A 23,495-nucleotide genomic window follows, 5' to 3' on the forward strand; every position below is an offset into this window, starting at 1 on the left:
TCCGACGGTGTTATCAGAAATAACTATTTCCAGAAATCATCAAACACAGTGATCGGTGGGCGACGTTTGTGCTCAGTTTTCAAATACCAGCCTTCGATGATTTTGCTGGTGGCTTCATCAAGCTTTTTGCCTTCCAGGTAGTCGTCAATTTGCTCGTAAGTCACGCCGAGTGCCACTTCATCTGGCAGAGAAGGGCGATCATCTTCGAGATCGGCGGTTGGCGCTTTATTGTATAAATGCTCTGGGCAGCCGAGAGTTTTTAACAGTGCTTTGCCCTGGCGTTTGTTCAGGCGGAAGATTGGGTTGATATCAGTGCCGCCGTCGCCGTATTTGGTGAAGAAACCAGTTACTGCTTCTGCGCCATGGTCAGTCCCAACCACTACGCCTTTGGTCATTCCGGCAATGCTGTACTGAGCTTTCATACGCTCGCGTGCTTTTTCGTTGCCGCGAATAAAATCGCTCAGTTCAATACCGGCTTCGCGCAGCGCTTCTTCACTCGCCAGCACCGCACCTTTAATGTTTACGGTTAACACACGGTCTGGTCGGATAAAGGCGATAGCATCCTGGCAATCTTGTTCATCGGCCTGCACGCCAAAGGGTAAACGCACGGCGATAAACTGATAGCTGTCGTCACCGGTTTCTTTACGCAATTCGCTGATGGCCAGTTGGCAGAGTTTGCCCGTCAGGGTTGAGTCCTGGCCGCCGCTTATCCCCAACACCAGGGATTTAAGAAACGGGTAGGTGGTCAGGTATGACTTCAGAAAATCAACGCTAAGACGAATTTCGTGTTGCGGGTCGATTTGTGGTTTAACCCCTAATGCCTGGATAATCTCTTGTTGCAGAGCCATTTAACCCTCCGGTTACGGTGTACCTGCACGCGCAGGCAGCAAAAGCTATTTTTGTTAAAACTACCCGTTTGTGGGTAAAACGACAAGACTCATACGATCACTGTGGAGTCATTTGGCGCGATTTAGAGCGATCTGGAGTTAACCTTGTGTTTTGTCTAATAATCCTAAAATTTGTTCATTTGGTCCGCTTAGTTGAAAAATACGCTTTTATATTCCAGGCTTATCTAACACGCATGAGCAATACCCTGAAAAACGAGGATAAAATATGAACAAGACTTTTGCAGGAATTTTAAGTGCAGCAGCGGTTATGACTATGCTTGCTGGTTGTACAGCCTATGATCGCACTAAAGATCAGGTTGCAACGCCAGTGGTTAAAGATGTGAAGAAAGGCATGAGCCGTGAGCAAGTGCAACAGGTAGCAGGTAAACCTTCATCAGAAGTGACGATGATTCACGCACGTGGTACTTGCCAGACGTACATTCTTGGCCAGCGTGATGGCAAAACCGAAACTTATTTCGTCGCACTTGATGAAACCGGGCATGTCATGAATTCGGGTTATCAGACTTGTGCTGAGTACGATACCGATCCACAAGTTAAGAAATAATTCCCCGACATTTTTCGCGTTGCGGATGAGTTTCAACAGAAAGCCGTCACTGATGTGACGGCTTTTTTGTGACTTAAGCGGGGATATGGCCGATTTTATTGCTGCGCGACCAGACGCGGTGCGCGGCGAGTAGTTTCAGGAAATCATCGGTAAACGAAGTGGTGACAGTGTCACCTTCTACAACACCTTCCTCGCCCTGATTGTTATCGATTCCCAGCCGCTTTTTAAACTGGCGGGCATCACCGGCAAGCCCAATGACTTTCAAGTGTTTATAAGCCTCCAGTAAATAATAAGCCGCATCACCATTGTTCAGAATTGAAGTGAGATCGCCGCCGGGAACAATCACCGCATCCACAGTGACCGATGGCGAACCGGTAAAGGTAGCACCTACCGGGAGCAGTGAACCGTCGTCAGCGGTAACCTCACCCATTCGGGAAAAGAGCAGTTTACTGTGCACACCTTCAGCTTTCAGCGCTTGCATTATCAACAGCACATCCGCCGCATTGGTTTTTTCATTAAGCAAAATAGCCACCACCCGGCCTTTCACCGAACCGCTTGGCACGGCATACAAGCTAAGACTTGGATCTTTCTTCAGGCCATTGACATCTTTTGGCGGCGCAACGTGCATTTGCTCATCGGAAAGCTCGATCCCCAGGTTTTCTGCAACCGGGTGGGCGAGGGAAATATCAATGTGCGTCAGATGATCCAGCACTCTTTCACGAATGTACGGCCGGGCAACTTTCGACAATTCGAAACTAAACGCGCTGATGATGTGCTGCTGCTCAATGGGGGTCTGGCTTTGCCAGAATAGCCGCGGCTGGGAGTAGTATTCGCCAAACGACGGGCTGCGCTCGCGAATGATATGGCCTTCAACTCGCGCGTGATAACTTTCGAAACCGCCGCGTTTTGGCCCCGGAGGCGTTTCGCGCGGCCAGTTGTCGTTGATGGAGTTCGGCTCATAGTTGGCAGGGTTGCTGTCGATATCCATGCGGTGCATGCCGTCACGCTGGAAATTGTGATACGGGCAGACCGGGCGATTTATCGGGATTTCATGGAAGTTCGGCCCGCCGAGGCGGCTGATTTGTGTATCGGTGTAGGAGAACAAACGCCCTTGCAACAGCGGGTCGTTACTAAAATCTAACCCAGGAACGATATGACCCGGATGGAATGCCACTTGTTCGTTTTCGGCAAAGAAGTTATCCGGGTTGCGGTTCAGTATCATTTTGCCCACCAGATGAACCGGCACCAGCTCTTCGGGGATCAGTTTGGTGGGGTCGAGCAGGTCGAAATCATACTTAAATTCGTCTTCTTCCGGGATTAATTGCAGGCCCAGTTCATATTCCGGGAAATCACCCGCTTCAATCGCTTCCCACAGGTCGCGGCGATGGAAGTCGGGGTCACGGCCCGTCAGTTTTTGTGACTCATCCCAAAGCAAAGAGGCTTTACCTGCGGTCGGTTTCCAGTGGAAGCGCACGAAGGTGGCTTTCCCTTCGGCGTTGATCATGCGGAAGGTGTGGATACCAAAACCTTCCATTGTGCGATAACTGCGTGGCAGACCACGGTCAGACATCGCCCACATGACGTTGTGCAGCGTTTCAGGTTGCAGGGAGACATAATCCCAGAAGGTGTCGTGCGCGCTGCCACCTTGCGGGATAGCCCAGTGTGGCTCAGGTTTTACCGCATGCACGAAGTCCGGGAATTTATGCGCATCCTGAATGAAAAACACCGGGGTGTTGTTACCGACTAAATCGAAAATGCCTTCCTCGGTGTAGAACTTGGTGGCAAAGCCACGGATATCACGCACGGTGTCGGCTGAACCTGCGCCACCCTGAACGGTAGAAAAGCGCACAAAGACCGGGGTGATTTTGTCAGGGTCAGAAAGAAAATCTGCCTTAGTGACTTCCGCCATATTTTTGTAAGACTGGAAATAACCATGTGCCGCCGAACCTCGGGCATGAACGATGCGCTCGGGGATACGCTCATGGTCAAAATGGGTAATTTTTTCTCGCAGGATGAAATCTTCCAGAAGCGTAGGCCCACGCGTACCGGCGCGCAGTGAGTTTTGGTCATCGGCAATGCGCACGCCCTGGTTGGTGGTCAGCGGGAAGTTTTCGCCATTTTTGCGATGCACATCGAGCGATTTTAATTTTTCGTTGGCGGTATCCGGGCTTTTAAAACTCCCGGCGGCAGTGGGTTGTGCACCCGGAGGGCTGGGTTCAGTTGTAGGGCGGTGCGATCCGTCCTCAGGGGCCAGCGAATCCATGCCTGGCTTCGATTCATCAGCGTTATGAATTGGTGCCCGGTGAGTTAAAGGATGTTTTTTATCGGTAGGCATTAAATATTTCTCCTTTAGTTAAAGATGTTCTTTGGAGGCAAAACAGCTTTAACTATAGGACAAGGTCATCTCAACGCGAGACTAAGAGGGGTGTTCTCCGCTATCATAGCGAAGTTGTTCATCAATTTAGTTTTGATTCCATTGCCTATGAAACCTTTGCGCCAACCAAGTACTCGTCCTGTTCTTACGTATCGACCGCGTGTTGAACCCGCGCCACCCTCTCATGCTTCGCGATTAGATGGGTTTAAGGATGTATGGCTGTTACGTAATCGCTACGTGGCTTTTGTGCTGGTAGGGAATGCGTTCCGCCAGTCGCCGCCCTTTACGGTGCCGGAGTCGGCACAACGCTGGGCGACGCAGGTCAGAAATGAAAATGAAATTTTCTGAGAAATTAACGTGTAACGGCGGTTTTACCCGCCGTTACTGATCTGCTCAAACACTTCACAGCCAGTATCAAAACCTTCCGTGCAACTCACATTCAACCAGTGCAATGCCTTTTGCTTATTAACGGCTATAAAGCCTTTTTCGCCGTTTAAAAACAGCGTGCCAGCCCAGTATTCGGCATATCCGGTGCGGGAAAGCGCTGAACTGCGCTTAAACCAGAACGTCGCTTTTTCATCGTCCTGAGCCATTCCCACGCCGTTGGCGTAGAGCATGCCAATAAACATTTGGGCATCGACCGCGGAGTCACTTTCTAAATCTTGTGAGGCGCTCTCCAGCAGCTTCATGGCTTTTGGGTAATCGGGATTCCCTGCCTGAGTGTTGACAAGAATGCGCGCCAGAATCACCTGACCTGATTTACTGCCTCGTTCGACCGCCTGTTCGGCTAACGACTTCGCTTGCGGGTAGTCCGCAGCGGAAGGCTCCCGGATTTTCAATTGGGCAAGCAGAGCAGGGGCATCGGGATCCCCTTGCGCCGCTGATTTCACAGCCCAGGATTCTGCTTGTTGATATTCGCCTGCGCTAAATAGCGTATCGGCGAGGTAAAACTGAGCGCGGCTATCGCCTGCCTGCGCTTGTTGCAGGTAAGGATTATCAGGCGTTTCTGCCCATGCTGTGGCGGAGAACATGAAGAATAAGAACGAAAGTTGTTTCATTGGGAAAGCGTCCGTAGAAGGCAAGATTATCGGCTCCCTATGCGGGGGCTCTAAATTATCAATAAAAAACGGCTCCCTGTTACTGGAGCCGTTTTATTGTCGCAGATTCTACGGTGGTTTTGCTACCGGTTAGCGATGCGCCAATTCTGCTTCTTCGTCGCTATCGAGGATGTCTTTATCGGTTTGCTTCATCAACTGGCTGGTGATAGTACCAGCCGTCATGGAACCGCTAACGTTCAGCGCGGTGCGACCCATATCGATAAGCGGCTCAACAGAAATCAGCAGCGCAACCAGTGTAACCGGCAAGCCCATTGCTGGCAGAACAATCAGTGCCGCAAACGTTGCACCGCCACCAACACCAGCAACACCTGCAGAACTCACAGTGACGATACCGACAAGCGTTGCAATCCAGACCGGGTCCAGCGGGTTAATCCCAACGGTTGGTGCCACCATGACCGCCAGCATTGCAGGATACAGACCCGCACAACCGTTCTGGCCAATTGTTGCACCAAAGGAAGCGGCAAAGCTTGCGATGGACTCAGGCACACCCAGGCGGCGAGTTTGCGCTTCCACGTTCAATGGAATACTGGCTGCACTGGAACGGCTGGTGAAGGCAAATGTCAGCACCGGCCAGACTTTACGGAAGTATTTCAGTGGGCTCACGCCATTAACTGCGAGCAATACTGCGTGCACGCCGAAGATAATTGCCAGACCCAGGTAAGAGGCAACCACGAAGCTGCCGAGCTTGATGATGTCCTGCAGGTTTGAACCGGCAACGACTTTGGTCATCAGCGCGAGTACGCCGTATGGCGTCAGTTGCATGACCAGACGCACCAACTTCATTACCCAGCTTTGCAGCGTGTCGATAGCCACCAGAACACGTTCACCTTTAGGCGCGTCGTCTTTGAGTAATTTCAGTGCGGCGACACCCAGGAAAGCGGCGAAAATCACGACGCTGATGATAGAGGTCGGATTCGCCCCGGTCAGGTCAGCAAACGGGTTTTTCGGTACAAATGACAGAATCAATTGTGGCACGTTCAGGTCTGCTACTTTGCCCACATAAGTGGTTTCAATAGCGCTTAGACGGGCGGTTTCCGCGGTCCCCTGAACCAGGCCTTCAGCCGTCAAACCAAACAGGTTGGTGACCAGCACGCCGACCAGCGCAGAAATCAGGGTGGTAAACAGCAAGGTTCCGATGGTCAGGAAGCTGATTTTACCCAGTGAGGACGCATTATGCAGACGAGCAACGGCACTCAGAATAGAGGCGAACACCAGCGGCATAACGATCATTTGCAGCAGTTGAACATAACCGTTACCAACGATGTTAAACCATTGGATAGATTGTTTTAGTACCGGACTGTCTTCGCCATAAATAGTGTGCAGCGCCAGGCCAAAGACCACGCCAATAACCAGACCAAGCAGTACTTTCTTCGCGAGGCTCCACTGTTTGTGGCGAGTTTGCGCCAGCAAAAGCAGTAGAATAACGAACACAATAACGTTCGCTATAAGTGGAAAATTCATCCCGTATCTCCTGAGTTTCGTCATTTTGATTGGGTGGTCTGAAGCCACCTCAGTTTATTTTTAGATCGTACCAGAAGCCGGGAGTTAGTCTTATATTCAAAAAGAATTGATTATTACTTTTTGAACTATTTCGCCTAATTACTGTTCCAGGTGTTTATTTAAAAGGCTGTTGAAGGTCATTTGCATTGAAATTATCACCTGCGATGACCAACGCACTGCACTGTTGTCGGGCAAACCCTGAGGCATCCATACTGCTAACCCAAATAGCGCCATGCATAAAGCACGCTCAAGCTGGTTGCCTTTTTGCGGCCTGATTATCGGGAAACGAAAGCGCCAGCGGCATGGCCAAAGTAGCGGCACACCGGCAGGCGTCAGCATATCGGCGAGAATATGGCTTAAATAGCCCAGCACCATACTTTGCAGGGCATCGGCGGGAATCACCCAGGTTTCAGGGACTTTGAGGTAGAACAGCGCAAGGCTTGCGAATACCGCAAACAAACTGTGTGTAAACCCGCGATGGCCGCAGGCGCGGGCGATGGGTTTTGAAACCCAGGGTAAGCGCTGGCCAAGAAATGACTTCGGATGGTCAATATCAGGCAGCAAACAGGTAAGGATGGCTGAGGGCACAATATGCCACCAGTCTCCTTGAGCAAGCACAGGCGTGAGTTCGGCGTTTTTAGCGAATACTGCGCAGGCAATGGAAAAAAGAAGGTGGCCTTCCGCCGTCATGATACTACCTGGATGAAAACTGTCGATTCATACAGTATAGGGATTTTATACAGTAGACGGAAGAGGTGACGGCGTAACATTTTGCTACCGCCGGTTGCCCCGGCGGCGCGTGTTTAGCGGGCTAGCCATCCTCCATCAACGGCAACCGTGTATCCGTTGACATAATCGGATGCGGAAGAGGCGAGAAAAACAATCGGGCCTTGCAGATCGGAGGGGAGTCCCCAACGGCCTGCCGGGATGCGATCGAGAATTTCCTGGCTACGTGCTTCATCATCGCGCAGTTGTTGTGTGTTGTTGGTTGCCATGTATCCCGGCGCAATGGCGTTCACATTAATATTGTGCTGCGCCCATTCGTTTGCCAGAAGTCGTGTGACGCCAAGCACCGCACTTTTCGATGCGGTGTAAGAGGGAACGCGGATACCGCCCTGGAAAGAGAGCATGGAGGCTATGTTAATAATTTTGCCGCCGTGGCCTTGTGTAATGAACTGTTTTGCCACCGCCTGCGAGAGAAAGAACACTGACTTAATGTTCAGGTTCATCACGTCATCCCAGTTTTTCTCGCTAAATTCCAGCGCATCTTCACGGCGAATGGTGCCCGCATTATTCACCAGAATGTCTATCTTCCCCATTCCCGCCACGGCTTGCTCAATGATACCAGGGATAACGTCGTGCTGGCTTAAATCAGCCTGAATTGCGAGAAAACGTCGCCCCAGCGCTTCTATTTTTTGCGCGGTTTCGTGTGGAATTTTACGGTTCACACTAACGATGTCACAACCAGCCTCGGCAAGGCCGATAGCCATTCCCTGACCCAGTCCAGTATCACAGCCTGTGACGATAGCGACTTTGCCCAGCAGATTAAAAGCATCGAGAATCATAGTTACCCCGGTATCCGGAAAAGCGCATATGCGCGTGTAAATTAAGAATAGATACGAGATGGGGGAAATTCAAATTAATATGAAATGGTGTTTCAATAATTTTGACGGAGGTATGATTTTGAGAAAGATGCGGGGGAGTCCCGCACCTTAAAAAGATTAGCCAATCAGGTGTTCGGCACGTAATTCAACCAGCGACGCGAGTTTGACATTTGCAAGGCACCAGCGCACATCATCACGATTTTCTTCGGCTGGAACCACGATTGAACGCATACGCGCAGCTTTGGTCGCAATCATGCCATTGACGGAATCTTCCAGCGTCACACAGCTCAACGGATCGACGCCAAGTTTAGCCGCTGCGTCCAGGTAAACCTGCGGATGGGGCTTGCTGTAAGGCAGATGCTCAGCAGAAGCAATGGCATCGAACTGCGAACGCAGGTCGAACATTTCCAGCACTCGCTCAAGCATGTGTAAAGGGGATGCGGAAGCCAGACCCACTTTCAGCCCTTGCGCTTTACACAATGCCACTGCTTCACGCACGCCAGGCAGAATAGGCCGTGTTTCTTCTACTAATGAAATGGCGCGAGTAATGATGCGGTTGGTCACTTCTTCGCGTGATGGGCCGTTCCACGGTTGTTTGGCGAACCAGAGTTCAACCACCAGGTCGATACGCAGACCCAGCGTGTCCGGGAGTTCAGAACGGCGGGAGATGTCGACACCAATGCTTGCCAATACATCAAGCTCGGCCTGGTCCCATAACGGTTCAGAATCAATCAACAAACCGTCCATATCAAAAATTGCAGCTAAAATTTGGCGAGTCACAGCCATTTATCGACTCCTGTCAGTGCGCATTGCAGATAAGATCTCATATCAATAGCGGGTATTAATCGATGATGCCACTGCTTTATGACAAATCGCCTTTAAAGCTCAGGCGAAATCACATTAGACGAGGTAAACTTTGTGCGAATAAGTTGCGTCTTAAACAAGGGGAACGAATGACGTATCAACAAGCTGGACGCATTGCCGTACTCAAACGTGTGGCTGGCTGGGTAATTTTTATTCCAGCGGTGATTTCAACACTGATTTCGATTTTGAAATTTATGTATGAACACAGCGAAAAACAGGCGGGCATTGATGCTGTGATGCTGGATTTTGCACATGTGATGATTGAGATGATGCGTTTTAATACGCCATTTTTAAATTTCTTCTGGTACAACTCGCCGCAACCCGACTTCCATCAGCAGGCCAATGTGCTGTTTTGGGTCATTTACGCGTTGATATTTGTTGGACTGGCTTTACAGGCATCCGGGGCGCGTATGAGCCGCCAGGCGAAGTTTCTGCGTGAAGGGGTGCAAGATCAGCTGATTCTTGAGCAGGCAAAAGGACCAGAGGGTTTAACGAAAGAGCAGATTGATGCAAAAATCGTGGTGCCTCGCCACACGATATTCCTGCAAATATTCCCGCTTTATGTATTGCCTATCATCATTATTGTTATCGGTTATTTCTTCTTCTCTTTGCTGGGTTTCATTTAGAAAAAAGCCACTCCTGATTCAGGAGTGGCGATCTCTTTACGCAGCAAGGACTCGATCGAGCGCTTTTTGTGCCAGCGCGAGGTGCTGACCCCCGAAAAGAATCGCACGATTCATTAGGGTGTAGAGTTGGTAAATGGGCTGTCGTGCAAGGAAATCGACGGGAAGAGGGGAAACCGACTGGTAACCGTCGTAGATTTGCGGAGGTTGATCCGGGTGCAGTGGTAGCATCGCCAAATCACATTCTCTGTCGCCCCAGTAACAAGCAGGATCGTAAATAAAGGGCCCGTCTGGCCCCAGTGCGCAATTTCCTGACCACAAATCGCCATGCAACAGAGATGGCTGCGGTTGGTGAGAAGCTAGCGCCTGATGGACAAATTCCACGATAAGATCGATATCGCCAAAATGAATCCCTTTTTCCGCCGCAAGCTCTAACTGCCAGCCGATGCGCTGCTCTGCAAAGAACGTTGACCAGCGCCGTTGCCAGGCGTTGGGTTGTGGAGTGGTGGAAAGATCATTATCAAAATCGAGCCCAAATTGCGGCTGCTCACTCCATTGATGCAGGCGCGCCAGCTGTTGCCCAAGCAAAAAGGCATTATGCGCATCGAGTGGTTTTGATGGCATATATTCGAGCAACAGGAAGCTGTAATCCCGATCAGCGCCCACTGCCCAGACCTTAGGCACTCGCACGGTATTGCTGCGTGAAAGTAGCTCGAGCTGATCGGCTTCCGCCGTGAAAATGGGTAGCATTTCCCGAGCGTCGCTTTTGACAAAAATCTCATGACCGGCATAGTGAATTCGCCAGGCTGCGTGAATTTCTCCACCGGGTAATTCCGTGCGATGTTCAATTTCTGCTGTGCCGAGTTGTTCACTTAACAGACGACTTATGGCTTGCCACATGATGCTTCTCCCCAGGTTTTCTGGTAGATCATTAGCTTATCGCTGTTAACCGGGTCAAACTTCGAACTAACGCACATCCCCGGTCATGATTTTTGAAACAAAGCTATTTACTCTCTTGCAGCCAGTTTTCCCATGTTGTGACGGAGACCTCGGGTTCAACACCTATCGCCAGCTTGCCAAGGCCACGGGATAACTCTTCAACTTCTGTCTGGCTTAAGGTGCTTATTAACCCAAATGTATTGATACCCAACTCGTGAATTTTCCCTTCGTCATCTGATAGAGTGAGCAAAAAACCACCGCGTGTCAGGTGGTTATTCAATTCGTTAAGATCCGTGAGACTGTTTTCCTGGAACTTAAATGTGACAACATAGCGCACGATGTCTCCGCTACTCATGGTTCACCTCATTGTTATCCCGAAGGTTTTAGCATAGTCCTTCTGCGAGAAATGGCGACTTTTGACGAAGCGACACAGCGCTTCGTCAGGGGACCGGGCTAACTGCGTACATTTGTCGCGCAGTTAGTTACGTAGGTAGTCGTAGATTTTTTGCGTATTTTCCAGCGAACACAAACGAGTTCCATGGTTCAGTGTTGCAGCACTCCCGGCGGCAACACCAAAACGGACCATATCTAATAAAGAAGCATTTTCCGCAAGTTTCAGCGTCATCGCACCAACCATGCTGTCGCCGGCACCGACAGTGCTTTGGCTCTTAACCGGTGGTGGCACTACCTGCACGTAACCTGTAGCATCAACGCCCAGCGCACCCTGCGGGCCAAGTGAAACCACGACGCGTTTAGCTTTGCCGCTCTCAACAATCATTTGTGCTGCTTTACGTACATCGTCGGGTTGCGTGAGGTCACGATTGACTAATGCGCTGAGCTCTTTTTGGTTGGGCTTAACCAACTCAATGTTGCCGATTTCAAGCGTGGCTTTAAGTGCGTCACCAGAACTGTCAACGATGCATCGAATCCCCGACTTTTGCGCGGATTTGACTAATGAACAGAGCTTAGAGACTTCAATGCCTGGTGGAAGGCTACCGCTGATAACCAGGATAGCACCGGGTTCAATAGACAACACTTGTTCTTCGAGTTGGCGGAACTCATCATCGGTGAGTGCCGCACCCGGCATCACAAAACGAAACTGCTCACCCGTCGACTCTGCATGAACGTGCAAGTTTTGCCGCGTCCAGTCGTGTGCCTCAATAGTTTGAATTGCAACATGTTCCTCCAGGAGTAGGGCGCAAAGATGTTCCCCTGTGGCCCCACCTGCCGGGAAAATGGCGGTTGCCTGGCCACCGAGATGCGAAATTGCCCGCGCAACGTTTATGCCGCCGCCTCCGGGTTCAAAAACAGGAGCGCTGCAGCGCAGCTTCCCTTCGGGATAAATTTGTGGGGTGAGCGTTGCGCTATCGAGTGAAGGGGCAAGAGTCAGTGTATAAATGCGGGTCATGTATCCTCCTTAATTTAGCATTGGGGTAAAGCGTAGCACTCTTTCAGACAGGAAAATGTCAATTAAGACCATGATTTATCAAATGAATTGTAAAAAGACACTACACTCTATGTTTATGAAAATAAAGATGTTTTAAGAGCTCTCTTATTCAAAAAATGAAAGAAGAATTCATTGCTATGTTATTCGGGCTTTTTTATAATTTGTAACCTTTCTTGGCTCATAAATATTTGATCCACAGAAGAGATTCCGGAACCTTGATGGTTTCTTTTTATGTTGTACGGACGATTAAATGAATTTTGTTAAGACAGTACCGGCTGCAATTTTGCTGACCGGAAGTGCGCTATTGAGTCACTTTGCAGTTGCAGATAATTCGGTTTTCACTGTCATGGATGACCCATCGACCGCCAAGAAACCGTTCGAAGGCAATCTGGATGCGGGCTATCTTGCGCAATCGGGTAACACCACCAGCTCTTCTTTGACCGCAAACACCAACATGACCTGGTACAACGCCTCTACCGCATGGTCTCTGTGGGGTAACGCGAATAATACCTCCTCTAACGATGAGCGCTCTTCTGAGACTTATTCCGCTGGTGGTCGTAGCCGTTACAACATGACTGACAGTGATTACTTGTTTGGTCAGGCAAGTTGGTTAACAGACCGTTACAACGGCTACCATTCAAGGGATGTCTTGACCGCTGGTTATGGTCGTCAGTTCCTGAGTGGCCCGGTACACAGTTTGCGTGTGGAATTCGGTCCAGGCGTGCGTTATGACGAGTACACCGATGGCGGGCATAAGACTCAGGCATTAGGTTACGCATCAGGTATCTATAACTGGCAGTTGACGGACAACGCCAAATTTATCCAGGGTGTTTCTGTGCTGGGTAGTGAAGATACGACGGTCAACTCTGAAACGGCTCTTGAAGTTGCAATCAACGAGCACTTTGGTTTGCGAGTTGGCTACAACGTCACCTGGAACTCAAATCCGCCAGACTCAGCACCTGAGCACACGGACAGACGTACCGCAGTTACGCTTGGTTATAAGATGTAATTGGCAAAGCCGGGTAACACCCGGCTTTATTGTTTTATTTTATCTATGCGTGCTATTATTATTTTGGTCCGGAGTTTTATTTTAAATAAAATTAATATCATCGTAATTTCTTCATAATCTCTCCACAATCTGCCGCTTCGTCATATCTTCTGTATATTTGACACGATTTGATAAATAAATGGGCTTGTCAGAAGTGTGATCTGGATCTACTCTTGTTTTGTAGCAAGCTAATAACTTGCTGGCCCACTAAATAAGAGAAAAATGAATATGAAAAATATTAAATATACCGCTGTAGCTGTTGCACTTTCCGTGCTTTCATTTGGTGCATTTGCAGCACAACCTGTAACCAGCACGACCACACAAACCGCACCTTCTGCTGTCTGGCATGCTTCTGACATCGAAGCGGGCTCTAACATTCAACCAGGCGCACTATCAACCGGGCAATCAATGGATGATGCATTTAATGTCCATACTCTGGTTGCAGGTGACTGGTCTTAATTATTAATGCTTTTTAATCATCTTTTGTGCTTGTGTGATAATTGATCGCTCAATTTCATTAGCAACATGAAATAAAAAAACCGAGCATGATGCCCGGTTTTTTTATGTCTGTAGAGTAATAATAATTATGGTTATCTCTCACCATCAAACGTTAGCGAAACTTATTAATTGATAACTCGTTATTTTCGATGAATTAATGCAGTCGAGGGGATGGTGTTGTTTAAACAAAGATAAAACATATAGTTATCAATATTACATGATCACACTCAGCGGTAGCAAAGCGCGACATCCCCTCCTTAAAGTGATACTATTCCGAACCGTCGTGAAGCTGTGATTATACCTTCACGCATAAATTGTGAACCCGGCCTTGCACTTGTAGGCGAGATGGCGACACAAACGATTGAAACTAAAGCAAAATAAACGTTGCATGTGATCTTACGTGTGGGTCACCACTGCGAATAAGGACTTATAATGCCTGTTATTACTCTTCCTGATGGCAGCCAACGCCATTACGACCACGCTGTTAGCCCGCTGGATGTAGCCCTGGATATCGGTCCTGGCCTTGCAAAAGCGTGTATCGCTGGCCGTGTTGATGGCGAACTGGTTGATGCATCTGATGTTATTGAGCACGATGCTAAACTCGCGATTATCACCGTTAAAGATGAAGCTGGCCTGGAGATTCTCCGCCACTCATGCGCCCACTTGTTGGGTCATGCCATCAAACAACTGTGGCCGCACACTAAAATGGCGATTGGCCCGGTTATTGATAACGGTTTTTACTACGACGTTGACATTGACCACACGCTAACGCAGGAAGATCTTGAGCTGCTCGAAAAGCGTATGCATGAGCTGGCTGAGAAAGATTACGATGTCATCAAGAAGAAAGTCAGCTGGCACGAAGCCCGCGAAACTTTCGTAAACCGTGGCGAAAGCTACAAAGTTGCGATTCTTGATGAAAACATCAGTCATGATGATAAGCCTGGTCTGTATCATCATGAAGAATACGTTGATATGTGCCGTGGTCCGCACGTACCGAATATGCGTTTCTGCCATCATTTCAAACTGCAGAAAACTTCCGGTGCTTACTGGCGTGGCGACAGCAGCAACAAAATGCTGCAACGTATTTATGGCACCGCATGGGCTGATAAAAAGCAACTAAATGCCTATTTGCAGCGCCTGGAAGAAGCGTCTAAGCGCGATCACCGTAAAATTGGTAAGCAACTCGACCTGTATCATATGCAGGAAGAAGCACCAGGTATGGTGTTCTGGCATAACGACGGCTGGACTATCTTCCGTGAGTTGGAAGTGTTTGTACGCTCCAAACTCAAAGAGTACCAGTATCAGGAAGTGAAAGGCCCGTTTATGATGGACCGTGTGCTGTGGGAAAAAACCGGCCACTGGGAAAACTATAAAGAGGCCATGTTCACTACCTCTTCTGAGAACCGTGAATACTGCATCAAACCAATGAACTGCCCTGGTCACGTGCAGATCTTTAATCAGGGTCTGAAGTCTTACCGCGACCTGCCATTGCGTATGGCTGAGTTTGGTAGCTGTCACCGTAATGAACCATCAGGCGCCTTACATGGCTTGATGCGCGTACGTGGTTTTACTCAGGATGATGCTCACGTCTTCTGTACTGAAGAGCAGGTCCGTGATGAAGTAAACAGCTGTATCCGCATGGTGTATGATATGTACAGCACCTTCGGTTTTGAAAAAATCGTTGTGAAGCTGTCTACACGCCCTGAAAAACGCATCGGTACCGACGAAATGTGGGACCGTGCAGAGGCGGATTTAGCCGTAGCGCTGCAAGAAAATAATATACCGTTTGATTATCAACCGGGTGAGGGTGCATTCTATGGCCCTAAAATTGAATTTACTCTGTATGACTGCCTTGATCGTGCATGGCAGTGCGGTACAGTACAGCTGGACTTCTCTTTGCCATCACGCTTGAACGCGTCTTATATCGGCGAAAGTAATGAACGCCTGGTTCCGGTAATGATTCACCGTGCAATTCTCGGGTCAATGGAACGTTTCATTGGTATCCTGACCGAAGAATTTGCGGGTTTCTTCCCAACCTGGCTTGCGCCAGTACAAGCAGTGGTCATGAATATCACTGATGGACAGGCTGATTACGTTAACGAATTGACCCGTAAACTACAAAATGCAGGCATTCGTGTAAAAGCAGACTTGAGAAATGAGAAGATTGGCTTTAAAATCCGTGAACACACGTTGCGTCGTGTCCCTTACATGTTAGTTTGTGGCGATAAAGAGGTCGAAGCAGGCAAAGTTGCCGTTCGTACCCGTCGTGGCAAAGATTTAGGGAGCATGGACGTAAACGAATTGATTGAAAAGCTGCAGAATGAAATTCGCAGTCGCAATCTTAATCAACTAGAGGAATAGAGTTATTAAAGGCGGAAAAAGAGTTCAACCGGCGCGTCCTAATCGCATAAACAGAGAAATTCGTGCCACTGAGGTTCGTCTGACAGGTATTGAAGGCGAGCAGCTAGGTATTGTCAGTCTGAATGAAGCTTTAGAAAAAGCCGAGGAGGCTGGGGTTGATTTAGTTGAAATCAGTCCTAATGCTGAACCGCCTGTTTGTCGCATTATGGATTACGGCAAATTCCTCTACGAAAAAAGCAAATCTTCTAAGGAACAGAAGAAGAAGCAAAAAGTTATTCAGGTCAAGGAAATCAAATTCCGACCTGGTACCGATGATGGCGACTATCAGGTAAAACTCCGCAGCCTGGTTCGCTTTCTGGAAGAGGGTGATAAAGCTAAAATCACACTGCGTTTCCGCGGTCGTGAAATGGCTCACCAACAGATTGGTATGGAAGTGCTTAACCGCGTCCGTGACGATCTGAGTGAATTGGCAGTCGTCGAATCCTTCCCATCGAAGATCGAAGGCCGCCAGATGATCATGGTGCTCGCTCCGAAGAAGAAACAGTAAGGCCATCAAGTAACAGTTCCCGCGAGGCTTCGGCCTCGTGTGATTTGTTCGCCTTCTGATTCGTTTTATTAACAATGCGAAGTGGAAAGTTATTAAATGCCAAAGATTAAAACTGTACGCGGCGCCGCTAAGCGCTTCAAAAAGACCGCCGGTGGTGGTTTTAAGCGTAAGCACGCTAACCTGCGTCATATTCTGACTAAAAAGTCTACTAAGCGTAAACGTCACCTGCGTCCGAAAGGTATGGTCTCCAAAGGGGATCTGGGCCTGGTTATCGCTTGCCTGCCGTACGCATAAGTAGAACTTTTTTAATTAATTCAGAATATAGAACAGGAGAGCTAATATGGCTCGCGTAAAACGTGGTGTTATCGCACGTGCTCGTCACAAAAAAATCCTTAAACAAGCCAAAGGCTACTACGGTGCGCGTTCACGCGTTTACCGCGTTGCTTTCCAGGCTGTTATCAAAGCTGGCCAATACGCTTACCGTGACCGTCGTCAACGTAAACGTCAATTCCGTCAGCTGTGGATTGCACGTATCAACGCTGCAGCTCGTCAGAACGGGATCTCTTACAGCAAATTCATCAATGGCTTGAAAAAAGCTTCTGTTGAAATCGACCGTAAGATCCTGGCTGACATCGCGGTATTCGACAAAGTGGCATTTACTGCACTAGTTGAAAAAGCGAAAGCAGCTCTGGCGTAAGCCAGTTATTAGAGGGAGCTTGTCTCCCTCTTTTAATTTCTAACATAATCAATCTTTTGACTCTTTTAACCAAACCCGCCAGCAGGCAAGGTTTAAAATTGACAAATAAGGTAACTGCAAGCATGAATGCTGCTATTTTCCGTTTCTTTTTTTACTTTAGCACCTGAATTCGGGGGCTTTGCGCGTAAGAAAAGAAACGAAAAATAGCGCCGAAAGCCTCCACTATGGAGGCTTTTTTTTTGCTTCTGTATACGGATCAACTACCCCGGCAATTGTGCCGGCACAAGAGGAATACCATGCCACATCTCGCAGAGCTGGTTGCCAACGCAACGGCCGCCATAAACGAGGCCCAGGATGTTGCCGCGTTAGACAACGTACGCGTCGAATACTTAGGGAAAAAAGGGCATCTGACCCTTCAGATGACCACCCTGCGTGAACTGCCACCTGAAGAGCGCCCAGCGGCTGGTGCGGTAATCAACGAAGCTAAAGAGAAAGTACAGGAAGCGCTGAACGCTCGTAAGAACGACCTGGAAAGTGCTGCTCTGAATGCTCGTCTGGCAGAAGAAACCATTGATATTTCACTGCCTGGCCGTCGTGTTGAGAACGGTGGTTTGCACCCGGTTACGCGCACCATTGACCGTATTGAAAGCTTCTTTGGTGAACTGGGCTTCACCGTAGCAACTGGCCCGGAAATTGAAGATGACTACCACAACTTCGATGCGCTGAACATTCCAGGCCACCATCCGGCCCGTGCTGACCACGATACATTCTGGTTCGATGCCACTCGTTTACTGCGTACACAGACTTCTGGCGTTCAGATTCGTACGATGAAAGACAAGCAGCCGCCGATTCGTATTATCGCGCCGGGCCGCGTTTATCGTAACGACTACGATCAGACTCACACGCCAATGTTCCATCAGATGGAAGGTTTGATTGTTGATACCAACATCAACTTCGCCAACCTGAAAGGCACGATTCACGATTTCCTGAACAACTTCTTCGAAGCTGATTTGCAGATTCGTTTCCGCCCGTCCTACTTCCCGTTCACCGAACCATCCGCAGAAGTTGATGTAATGGGTAAAAATGGTAAATGGCTGGAAGTATTAGGCTGTGGCATGGTGCATCCGAACGTTCTGCGTAACGTTGGTATCGACCCAGAAGTTTATTCAGGCTTTGCTTTCGGTATGGGCATGGAACGTTTAACCATGCTGCGCTACGGCGTAACCGATTTGCGCGCATTCTTCGAAAATGATTTACGTTTCCTCAAACAGTTTAAATAAGGGCGGGATATCCAATGAAATTCAGTGAACTCTGGTTACGCGAATGGGTAAACCCAGCCAACAGTAGTGAAGAGCTTTCCGGTCAAATTACTATGGCTGGTCTTGAAGTTGATGGTGTTGATGCCGTTGCGGGCGCGTTCAATGGCGTGGTTGTGGGTGAAGTGGTTGAGTGCGGCCAACATCCAAACGCTGACAAACTGCGTGTAACAAAAGTGAATGTCGGTGGCGAACGCCTGTTAGACATCGTTTGTGGCGCACCAAATTGCCGTCAGGGCCTGAAAGTTGCCGTGGCAACTGTCGGTGCTGTGCTGCCAGGCGATTTCAAAATTAAAGCGGCTAAACTGCGTGGCGAGCCATCAGAAGGTATGCTTTGCTCATTCTCTGAGCTGGGTATTTCCGATGACCACAACGGTATTATTGAGTTGCCGCTGGATGCGCCGATTGGCACAGACATCCGCGAATTCCTGAAGCTTGATGACAACACTATCGAAATCAGCGTAACGCCAAACCGTGCCGATTGCCTCGGTATCATCGGTGTTGCTCGTGATGTTGCAGTTGTGAACCAACTGCCATTGAACGTGCCAGAAATGGTTGCGGTTGCTGCAACTATTAGCGACACGCTGCCCATTCGTGTGGATGCGCCAGAAGCGTGCCCGCGCTACCTGGGTCGAGTAGTCAAAGGTATTAATGTCAAAGCACCAACACCATTGTGGATGAAAGAAAAACTGCGTCGTTGCGGTATTCGTTCCATTGATGCAGTGGTTGATGTAACTAACTACGTGCTGCTGGAACTTGGCCAACCGATGCATGCGTTCGATAAAGATCGCATTGAAGGCGGCATCGTTGTGCGTATGGCAGAAGAGGGCGAAACACTGACGCTGCTTGACGGCAACGAAGCGAAGCTGAATGCCGATACGCTGGTTATTGCTGATCACAACAAAGCGCTGGCAATGGGCGGCATCTTTGGTGGCGAACATTCTGGTGTGAATGATGAAACCCAGAACGTGCTGCTTGAATGTGCATTCTTCAGCCCGCTGTCTATCACTGGCCGCGCGCGTCGCCATGGTTTGCATACCGATGCTTCTCATCGTTATGAGCGTGGTGTTGATCCCGCGTTGCAGTACAAAGCAATGGAACGTGCGACTCACTTGCTGATCGAACTGTGCGGTGGTGAAGCTGGTCCGGTTATCGATGTCACCAGTGAGGCACATCTGCCAAAAGCTGCCACAATTACTCTGCGCCGTAGCAAACTTGATCGTCTGATTGGCCATCACATTGAAGATGCGCAAGTTAGTGACATTCTGCGTCGTCTGGGTTGTGAAGTGACTGAAGGCGATAACCAGTGGACGGCAATCGCTCCAAGCTGGCGCTTTGATATGCAGATTGAAGAAGATCTGGTTGAAGAAGTGGCGCGCGTTTATGGTTACAACAGCATCCCTAATGAGCCGGTACAAGCGGGTCTTATCATGGGAACTCACCGTGAAGCAGACCTTTCGCTTAAGCGTGTGAAAACCATGCTGGTTGATAAAGGTTACCAGGAAGTGATCACCTACAGCTTTGTTGACCCTAAAGTTCAACAACTGCTGCACCCTGGCGAAGAAAACCTGATTCTGCCAAGCCCAATTTCCAGTGAAATGTCAGCGATGCGCTTGTCTCTGCTGACCGGCCTGCTCAATACGGTGGTGTATAACCAAAACCGCCAGCAGGCGCGTGTGCGCATCTTTGAATCAGGCTTACGCTTTGTTCCTGATACGCAGGCAGACCTGGGTATTCGTCAGGATGTTATGCTGGCTGGCGCGATTTGTGGCAACCGTTACGAAGAGCACTGGGATCTGGCGCGTAATACCGTCGACTTCTATGATTTGAAGGGCGATCTGGAAGCGGTTCTGGATCTGACTGGCAAACTTTCAGACATCGAATTTAAAGCTGCAAGCAACCCAGCTTTGCATCCAGGCCAAAGTGCTGCCATTTATTTAGGTGGGGAATACGTTGGTTTCATTGGTGTTGTGCATCCGGAGCTCGAGCGTAAGCTTTCTCTGAATGGCCGTACGCTGGTGTTCGAAGTGCTGTGGAACAAGCTCGCAGACCGCGCTGTGCCTGAGTCTAAAGAGATTTCGCGTTTCCCGGCTAACCGCCGTGACATTGCTGTTGTGGTCGCTGAAAACGTTCCCGCAGCAGATATTTTGGCCGAGTGTAAGAAAGTTGGCGCAAATCAGGTAGTTGGCGTAAACTTATTTGATGTGTACCGTGGTAAAGGTGTAGCCGAAGGTTATAAGAGCCTTGCCATAAGCCTTATCCTGCAGGATACGGGCCGTACACTCGAAGAAGAGGAGATGGCCGCTACCGTTGCAAGATGTGTAGAGGCATTAAAAGAGCGATTCCAGGCATCATTGAGGGATTGAACGTATGGCGCTTACAAAAGCTGAAATGTCAGAATATCTGTTTGATAAGCTAGGGCTTAGCAAACGTGATTCTAAAGAGTTGGTAGAACTGTTTTTCGAAGAGATCCGTCGCGCTTTGGAAAACGGTGAGCAGGTTAAACTATCAGGCTTTGGTAATTTTGACTTACGCGATAAAAACCAACGTCCCGGGCGTAACCCGAAGACTGGTGAAGATATTCCTATCACGGCACGCCGTGTAGTGACCTTCCGACCTGGTCAGAAGTTGAAGAGTAGGGTTGAAAACGCGTCGCCGAAAGACGAGTAACCTGAATTAACCAAAAAGGCCGCATACAGCGGCCTTTTTCTTTTCTTCTTGTCCTGTACGGAAAATCCCCCGTAAAATCAAATTTATGAATTGTTAATAATTGGATCTCATCAACCAGATGCACAATTTTGTTGCGCGGCAGCATCGCCTGGAACGCCGCTGGCTGTTTGCACTGTTCGCCATCATGCTGGTGATGGTAGTGCTGAGTTTAAGTGCGGGTGACCAGTGGTTCGCCCCACAGCACTGGATGCGTGAGGATGCGCAGCTGTTTATCTGGCAGATTCGAATGCCACGCACACTAGCCGTTCTGCTGGTGGGTGCAGCACTGGCAATTTCCGGTACCATTATGCAGGCGCTTTTTGAAAACCCACTGGCCGAACCTGGCTTGCTTGGCGTCTCTAATGGCGCGGGTGTGGCGCTGGTGGCTGCAGTGCTGCTCGGGCAGGGCATGCTGCCGGATTGGGTCTTGGGTATCTGCGCGATTGCCGGTGCGTTGGTTATCACGTTTATCTTATTGCGTTTTTCACGCCGCCACCTTTCTAACAGTCGCCTGTTACTTGCAGGTGTCGCGCTGGGCATTATTTGTAGCGCGCTGATGACCTGGGCTATCTATTTCAGCAGCAGCCTCGATTTGCGCCAGCTAATGTACTGGATGATGGGCGGTTTTGGCGGCGTGGACTGGCGCCAGTGGTGGTTGATGATTACGTTGCTGCCGGTAATGTTGTGGCTGTGTCGCAACTATGCCCCGTTGAATCTAATGGCGCTGGGGGAGATGTCGGCACGCCAGTTAGGTTTGCCTGTCTGGCTGTGGCGTAATATCCTGGTGATGGCGACAGGGTGGTTGGTAGGGGTAAGTGTCGCGCTCGCAGGGGCAATTGGTTTTATCGGCCTCGTTATTCCACACATGCTGCGCCTGAAAGGTTTAACCGATCACCGAATTTTACTTCCCGCAAGCGGGCTCGCCGGGGCCACTGTACTGCTCGGCGCTGACATCATTGCTCGACTTGCGCTGGCTTCCGCAGAATTACCGATAGGCGTCGTAACGGCAACGCTAGGCGCACCCGTATTTATCTGGCTATTATTAAAGGCCAGTAAATAATCAAACGTTGTTCAATCCAGGGGTAAATGATGCAAGACATTCTCAACACTGAAGTGACCACCATTGATGGTGAAGCAACAACGCTCGAAAACTGGAAAGGTAAAGTTCTGTTGATCGTAAACGTGGCCTCCAAGTGCGGGCTGACGGTGCAATACGAACAACTGGAAAACCTGCAGAAAGAACTCGAACACGACGGCTTCTCCGTGCTGGGCTTCCCTTGCAACCAGTTCCTCGGCCAGGAGCCGGGTAGCGAGGAAGAGATCAAAACGTTTTGCAGCACCACTTACGGCGTCACCTTCCCGATGTTCAGCAAGCTGGAAGTGAACGGTGAAAACCGTCATCCGCTGTACCAGAAACTGGTTGATGCCGCACCGCACGCCGTTGCACCTGAAGGCAGTGAATTCCTGGAACGTATGAGCAGCAAAGGCCGCGCACCTGCCCATCCTGGCGATATTCTGTGGAACTTCGAAAAATTCCTGATTGGCCGTGATGGCCAGGTGATTGGGCGTTTTTCACCGGATATGAAACCGGACGACGCAACCATTGTTAACGCCATTATGTCGGCGCTGGCGAGATAATGTCGTTGTTGCAACTGAGCGATGTTGCGGTGGCGGAACGGCTAGGGCCGATTTCCGCCATGGTTTCTGCGGGTGAACTGGTTCATTTGGTTGGGCCAAACGGTGCCGGGAAAAGCACATTGTTAACCAGGGCTGCGGGGCTGAGTTCCGGGGCGGGCCAAATCACGTTTGCCGGGAGTGATCTTCGCGACTGGCAGCCAACGAAGCTGGCTCACCATCGTGCTTATCTTTCTCAGCAGCAGATGCCGCCATTTTCCATGCCCGTCTGGCACTACCTGCAGCTGCATCAACAAATCAGCCCGACAGATTCTGTGGTGCTTAAACTTGCCGAAGATCTGGGCCTGACGGATAAACTCACGCGCAGTGTTAACCAGCTTTCGGGCGGTGAATGGCAGCGCGTCAGACTCGCGGCTGTGGTATTGCAAATTCATCCTGAGATTAACCCAAACGGACGCCTGCTCCTGCTGGATGAGCCAATGAACAGTCTGGATGTTGCCCAGCAAACTGCGTTAGACAGAATTTTGATGGCATTGTGTGAAGCGGGCATCGCCGTGGTGATGAGTAGTCATGATTTGAACCACAGTTTGCGACATGCACATACCGTCTGGTTATTGCGCGCAGGTAAAATGATTGCACAAGGAAGTCGGGATGAAGTGCTGTCCCCGCAACATTTAGCGACAGCTTATAACATGCACTTCCGCCGATTGCAGATAGAAGGGCACAGTATGCTAATAGCCCCCCTTTAGATGGTGCTAAAAAC

26 protein-coding genes and 1 other annotated feature are annotated in these 23,495 nt (G+C 49.6%); of the genes, 16 read left to right on the plus strand and 10 right to left on the minus strand.

All coding sequences use genetic code 11. The annotated features are described in order from the left end of the window. Positions 1-23 precede the first annotated feature (23 nt). On the minus strand, positions 24-848 hold the full coding sequence (gene nadE / locus M975_RS05645) for an ammonia-dependent NAD(+) synthetase (RefSeq protein WP_064557889.1): 825 nt from the start codon (positions 846-848) through the stop codon (positions 24-26). Between the two features lie 265 nt (positions 849-1,113). On the opposite strand from nadE, the gene osmE reads away from it, so the two are divergent. Next, complete coding sequence (gene osmE, locus M975_RS05650; RefSeq protein ID WP_064518222.1) at positions 1,114-1,452, plus strand: osmotically-inducible lipoprotein OsmE; 339 nt, start codon at positions 1,114-1,116, stop codon at positions 1,450-1,452. A gap of 73 nt (positions 1,453-1,525) precedes the next feature. Here osmE and katE read toward each other — a convergent pair whose 3' ends face one another. Beyond that, a complete protein-coding gene (gene katE / locus M975_RS05655; RefSeq protein ID WP_064557890.1) occupies positions 1,526-3,787 on the minus strand; it encodes a catalase HPII in 2,262 nt (753 codons plus the stop codon). Positions 3,788-3,934: 147 nt separating this feature from the next. Here katE and cedA point away from each other — a divergent pair, with 147 nt between their 5' ends. Continuing rightward, positions 3,935-4,174, plus strand: a complete 240-nt coding sequence (gene cedA, locus M975_RS22225; protein WP_074388336.1) for a cell division activator CedA — start codon at positions 3,935-3,937, stop codon at positions 4,172-4,174. Positions 4,175-4,197: 23 nt separating this feature from the next. On the opposite strand, the gene M975_RS05660 is transcribed toward cedA, so the two are convergent. From M975_RS05660 to hxpB, 5 genes are all read right to left on the minus strand, one after another. Continuing rightward, entirely contained in the window at positions 4,198-4,884 is a 687-nt protein-coding gene (locus M975_RS05660; protein WP_064557891.1) for a tetratricopeptide repeat protein, read from the minus strand. 129 nt (positions 4,885-5,013) lie between these two features. Then, a complete protein-coding gene (locus M975_RS05665; RefSeq protein WP_064557892.1) occupies positions 5,014-6,405 on the minus strand; it encodes an L-cystine transporter in 1,392 nt (463 codons plus the stop codon). Between the two features lie 138 nt (positions 6,406-6,543). Next, positions 6,544-7,134 carry a metal-dependent hydrolase gene (locus tag M975_RS05670; RefSeq protein WP_064557893.1) on the minus strand — a complete coding sequence of 197 codons (591 nt, stop codon included), beginning with the start codon at positions 7,132-7,134 and terminating at the stop codon, positions 6,544-6,546. A 113-nt stretch (positions 7,135-7,247) separates the two neighbouring features. After that, the gene (gene kduD / locus M975_RS05675) at positions 7,248-8,009 is read right to left on the minus strand and encodes a 2-dehydro-3-deoxy-D-gluconate 5-dehydrogenase KduD (RefSeq protein ID WP_064557894.1); all 762 of its coding nucleotides are present in this window, start codon (positions 8,007-8,009) and stop codon (positions 7,248-7,250) included. Positions 8,010-8,165: 156 nt separating this feature from the next. After that, positions 8,166-8,834 carry a hexitol phosphatase HxpB gene (hxpB, locus tag M975_RS05680; protein WP_064557895.1) on the minus strand — a complete coding sequence of 223 codons (669 nt, stop codon included), beginning with the start codon at positions 8,832-8,834 and terminating at the stop codon, positions 8,166-8,168. Between the two features lie 167 nt (positions 8,835-9,001). Here hxpB and M975_RS05685 point away from each other — a divergent pair, with 167 nt between their 5' ends. Then, on the plus strand, positions 9,002-9,538 hold the full coding sequence (locus tag M975_RS05685) for a YniB family protein (RefSeq protein WP_064557896.1): 537 nt from the start codon (positions 9,002-9,004) through the stop codon (positions 9,536-9,538). Positions 9,539-9,574: 36 nt separating this feature from the next. On the opposite strand, the gene M975_RS05690 is transcribed toward M975_RS05685, so the two are convergent. The 3 genes from M975_RS05690 to pfkB form a co-directional block, all read right to left on the minus strand. Further along, complete coding sequence (locus tag M975_RS05690) at positions 9,575-10,435, minus strand: fructosamine kinase family protein (protein WP_064557897.1); 861 nt, start codon at positions 10,433-10,435, stop codon at positions 9,575-9,577. A 103-nt stretch (positions 10,436-10,538) separates the two neighbouring features. Then, positions 10,539-10,829, minus strand: a complete 291-nt coding sequence (gene ghoS, locus M975_RS05695; RefSeq protein WP_064557898.1) for a type V toxin-antitoxin system endoribonuclease antitoxin GhoS — start codon at positions 10,827-10,829, stop codon at positions 10,539-10,541. 123 nt (positions 10,830-10,952) lie between these two features. Then, positions 10,953-11,882: a 6-phosphofructokinase II gene (gene pfkB / locus M975_RS05700; protein WP_064557899.1), complete on the minus strand. Its 930-nt coding sequence runs from the start codon at positions 11,880-11,882 to the stop codon at positions 10,953-10,955. A 289-nt stretch (positions 11,883-12,171) separates the two neighbouring features. Here pfkB and M975_RS05705 point away from each other — a divergent pair, with 289 nt between their 5' ends. From M975_RS05705 to btuD, 13 genes are all read left to right on the plus strand, one after another. Further along, positions 12,172-12,930, plus strand: a complete 759-nt coding sequence (locus M975_RS05705) for a DUF481 domain-containing protein (RefSeq protein ID WP_064557900.1) — start codon at positions 12,172-12,174, stop codon at positions 12,928-12,930. A gap of 267 nt (positions 12,931-13,197) precedes the next feature. Further along, complete coding sequence (locus M975_RS05710; RefSeq protein WP_064558266.1) at positions 13,198-13,428, plus strand: YdgH/BhsA/McbA family protein; 231 nt, start codon at positions 13,198-13,200, stop codon at positions 13,426-13,428. Between the two features lie 471 nt (positions 13,429-13,899). Continuing rightward, positions 13,900-15,828: a threonine--tRNA ligase gene (gene thrS / locus M975_RS05715; RefSeq protein ID WP_064557901.1), complete on the plus strand. Its 1,929-nt coding sequence runs from the start codon at positions 13,900-13,902 to the stop codon at positions 15,826-15,828. A gap of 4 nt (positions 15,829-15,832) precedes the next feature. Further along, positions 15,833-16,375 (plus strand): translation initiation factor IF-3, encoded by a 543-nt coding sequence (infC, locus tag M975_RS05720; protein ID WP_074388328.1) that lies wholly within the window; start codon positions 15,833-15,835, stop codon positions 16,373-16,375. A 96-nt stretch (positions 16,376-16,471) separates the two neighbouring features. Next, positions 16,472-16,669, plus strand: coding sequence for a 50S ribosomal protein L35 (gene rpmI / locus M975_RS05725; RefSeq protein ID WP_005968897.1), 198 nt, complete (start codon positions 16,472-16,474; stop codon positions 16,667-16,669). A gap of 46 nt (positions 16,670-16,715) precedes the next feature. After that, on the plus strand, positions 16,716-17,072 hold the full coding sequence (rplT, locus tag M975_RS05730) for a 50S ribosomal protein L20 (protein WP_000124850.1): 357 nt from the start codon (positions 16,716-16,718) through the stop codon (positions 17,070-17,072). 117 nt (positions 17,073-17,189) lie between these two features. Beyond that, positions 17,190-17,313 (plus strand) — a sequence feature (Phe leader region). Next, entirely contained in the window at positions 17,195-17,239 is a 45-nt protein-coding gene (gene pheM, locus M975_RS23185; protein ID WP_001386830.1) for a pheST operon leader peptide PheM, read from the plus strand. It overlaps the preceding feature by 45 nt. A gap of 55 nt (positions 17,314-17,368) precedes the next feature. After that, on the plus strand, positions 17,369-18,352 hold the full coding sequence (pheS, locus tag M975_RS05735) for a phenylalanine--tRNA ligase subunit alpha (RefSeq protein WP_064557902.1): 984 nt from the start codon (positions 17,369-17,371) through the stop codon (positions 18,350-18,352). Between the two features lie 14 nt (positions 18,353-18,366). Beyond that, a complete protein-coding gene (gene pheT, locus M975_RS05740) occupies positions 18,367-20,754 on the plus strand; it encodes a phenylalanine--tRNA ligase subunit beta (RefSeq protein WP_064557903.1) in 2,388 nt (795 codons plus the stop codon). Between the two features lie 4 nt (positions 20,755-20,758). Further along, a complete protein-coding gene (ihfA, locus tag M975_RS05745; protein ID WP_064557904.1) occupies positions 20,759-21,058 on the plus strand; it encodes an integration host factor subunit alpha in 300 nt (99 codons plus the stop codon). Between the two features lie 118 nt (positions 21,059-21,176). Beyond that, positions 21,177-22,157, plus strand: coding sequence for a vitamin B12 ABC transporter permease BtuC (btuC, locus tag M975_RS05750; protein ID WP_064557905.1), 981 nt, complete (start codon positions 21,177-21,179; stop codon positions 22,155-22,157). Positions 22,158-22,183: 26 nt separating this feature from the next. Then, the gene (locus M975_RS05755) at positions 22,184-22,735 is read left to right on the plus strand and encodes a glutathione peroxidase (RefSeq protein WP_064557906.1); all 552 of its coding nucleotides are present in this window, start codon (positions 22,184-22,186) and stop codon (positions 22,733-22,735) included. Further along, complete coding sequence (btuD, locus tag M975_RS05760; protein WP_245164329.1) at positions 22,732-23,481, plus strand: vitamin B12 ABC transporter ATP-binding protein BtuD; 750 nt, start codon at positions 22,732-22,734, stop codon at positions 23,479-23,481. Before M975_RS05755 ends, btuD begins: the two co-directional genes overlap by 4 nt. The last annotated feature ends 14 nt before the right edge of the window (positions 23,482-23,495 follow it).

Origin of the sequence: Buttiauxella brennerae ATCC 51605 (assembly GCF_001654925.1) — a bacterium.
Lineage (GTDB): Bacteria > Pseudomonadota > Gammaproteobacteria > Enterobacterales > Enterobacteriaceae > Buttiauxella > Buttiauxella brennerae.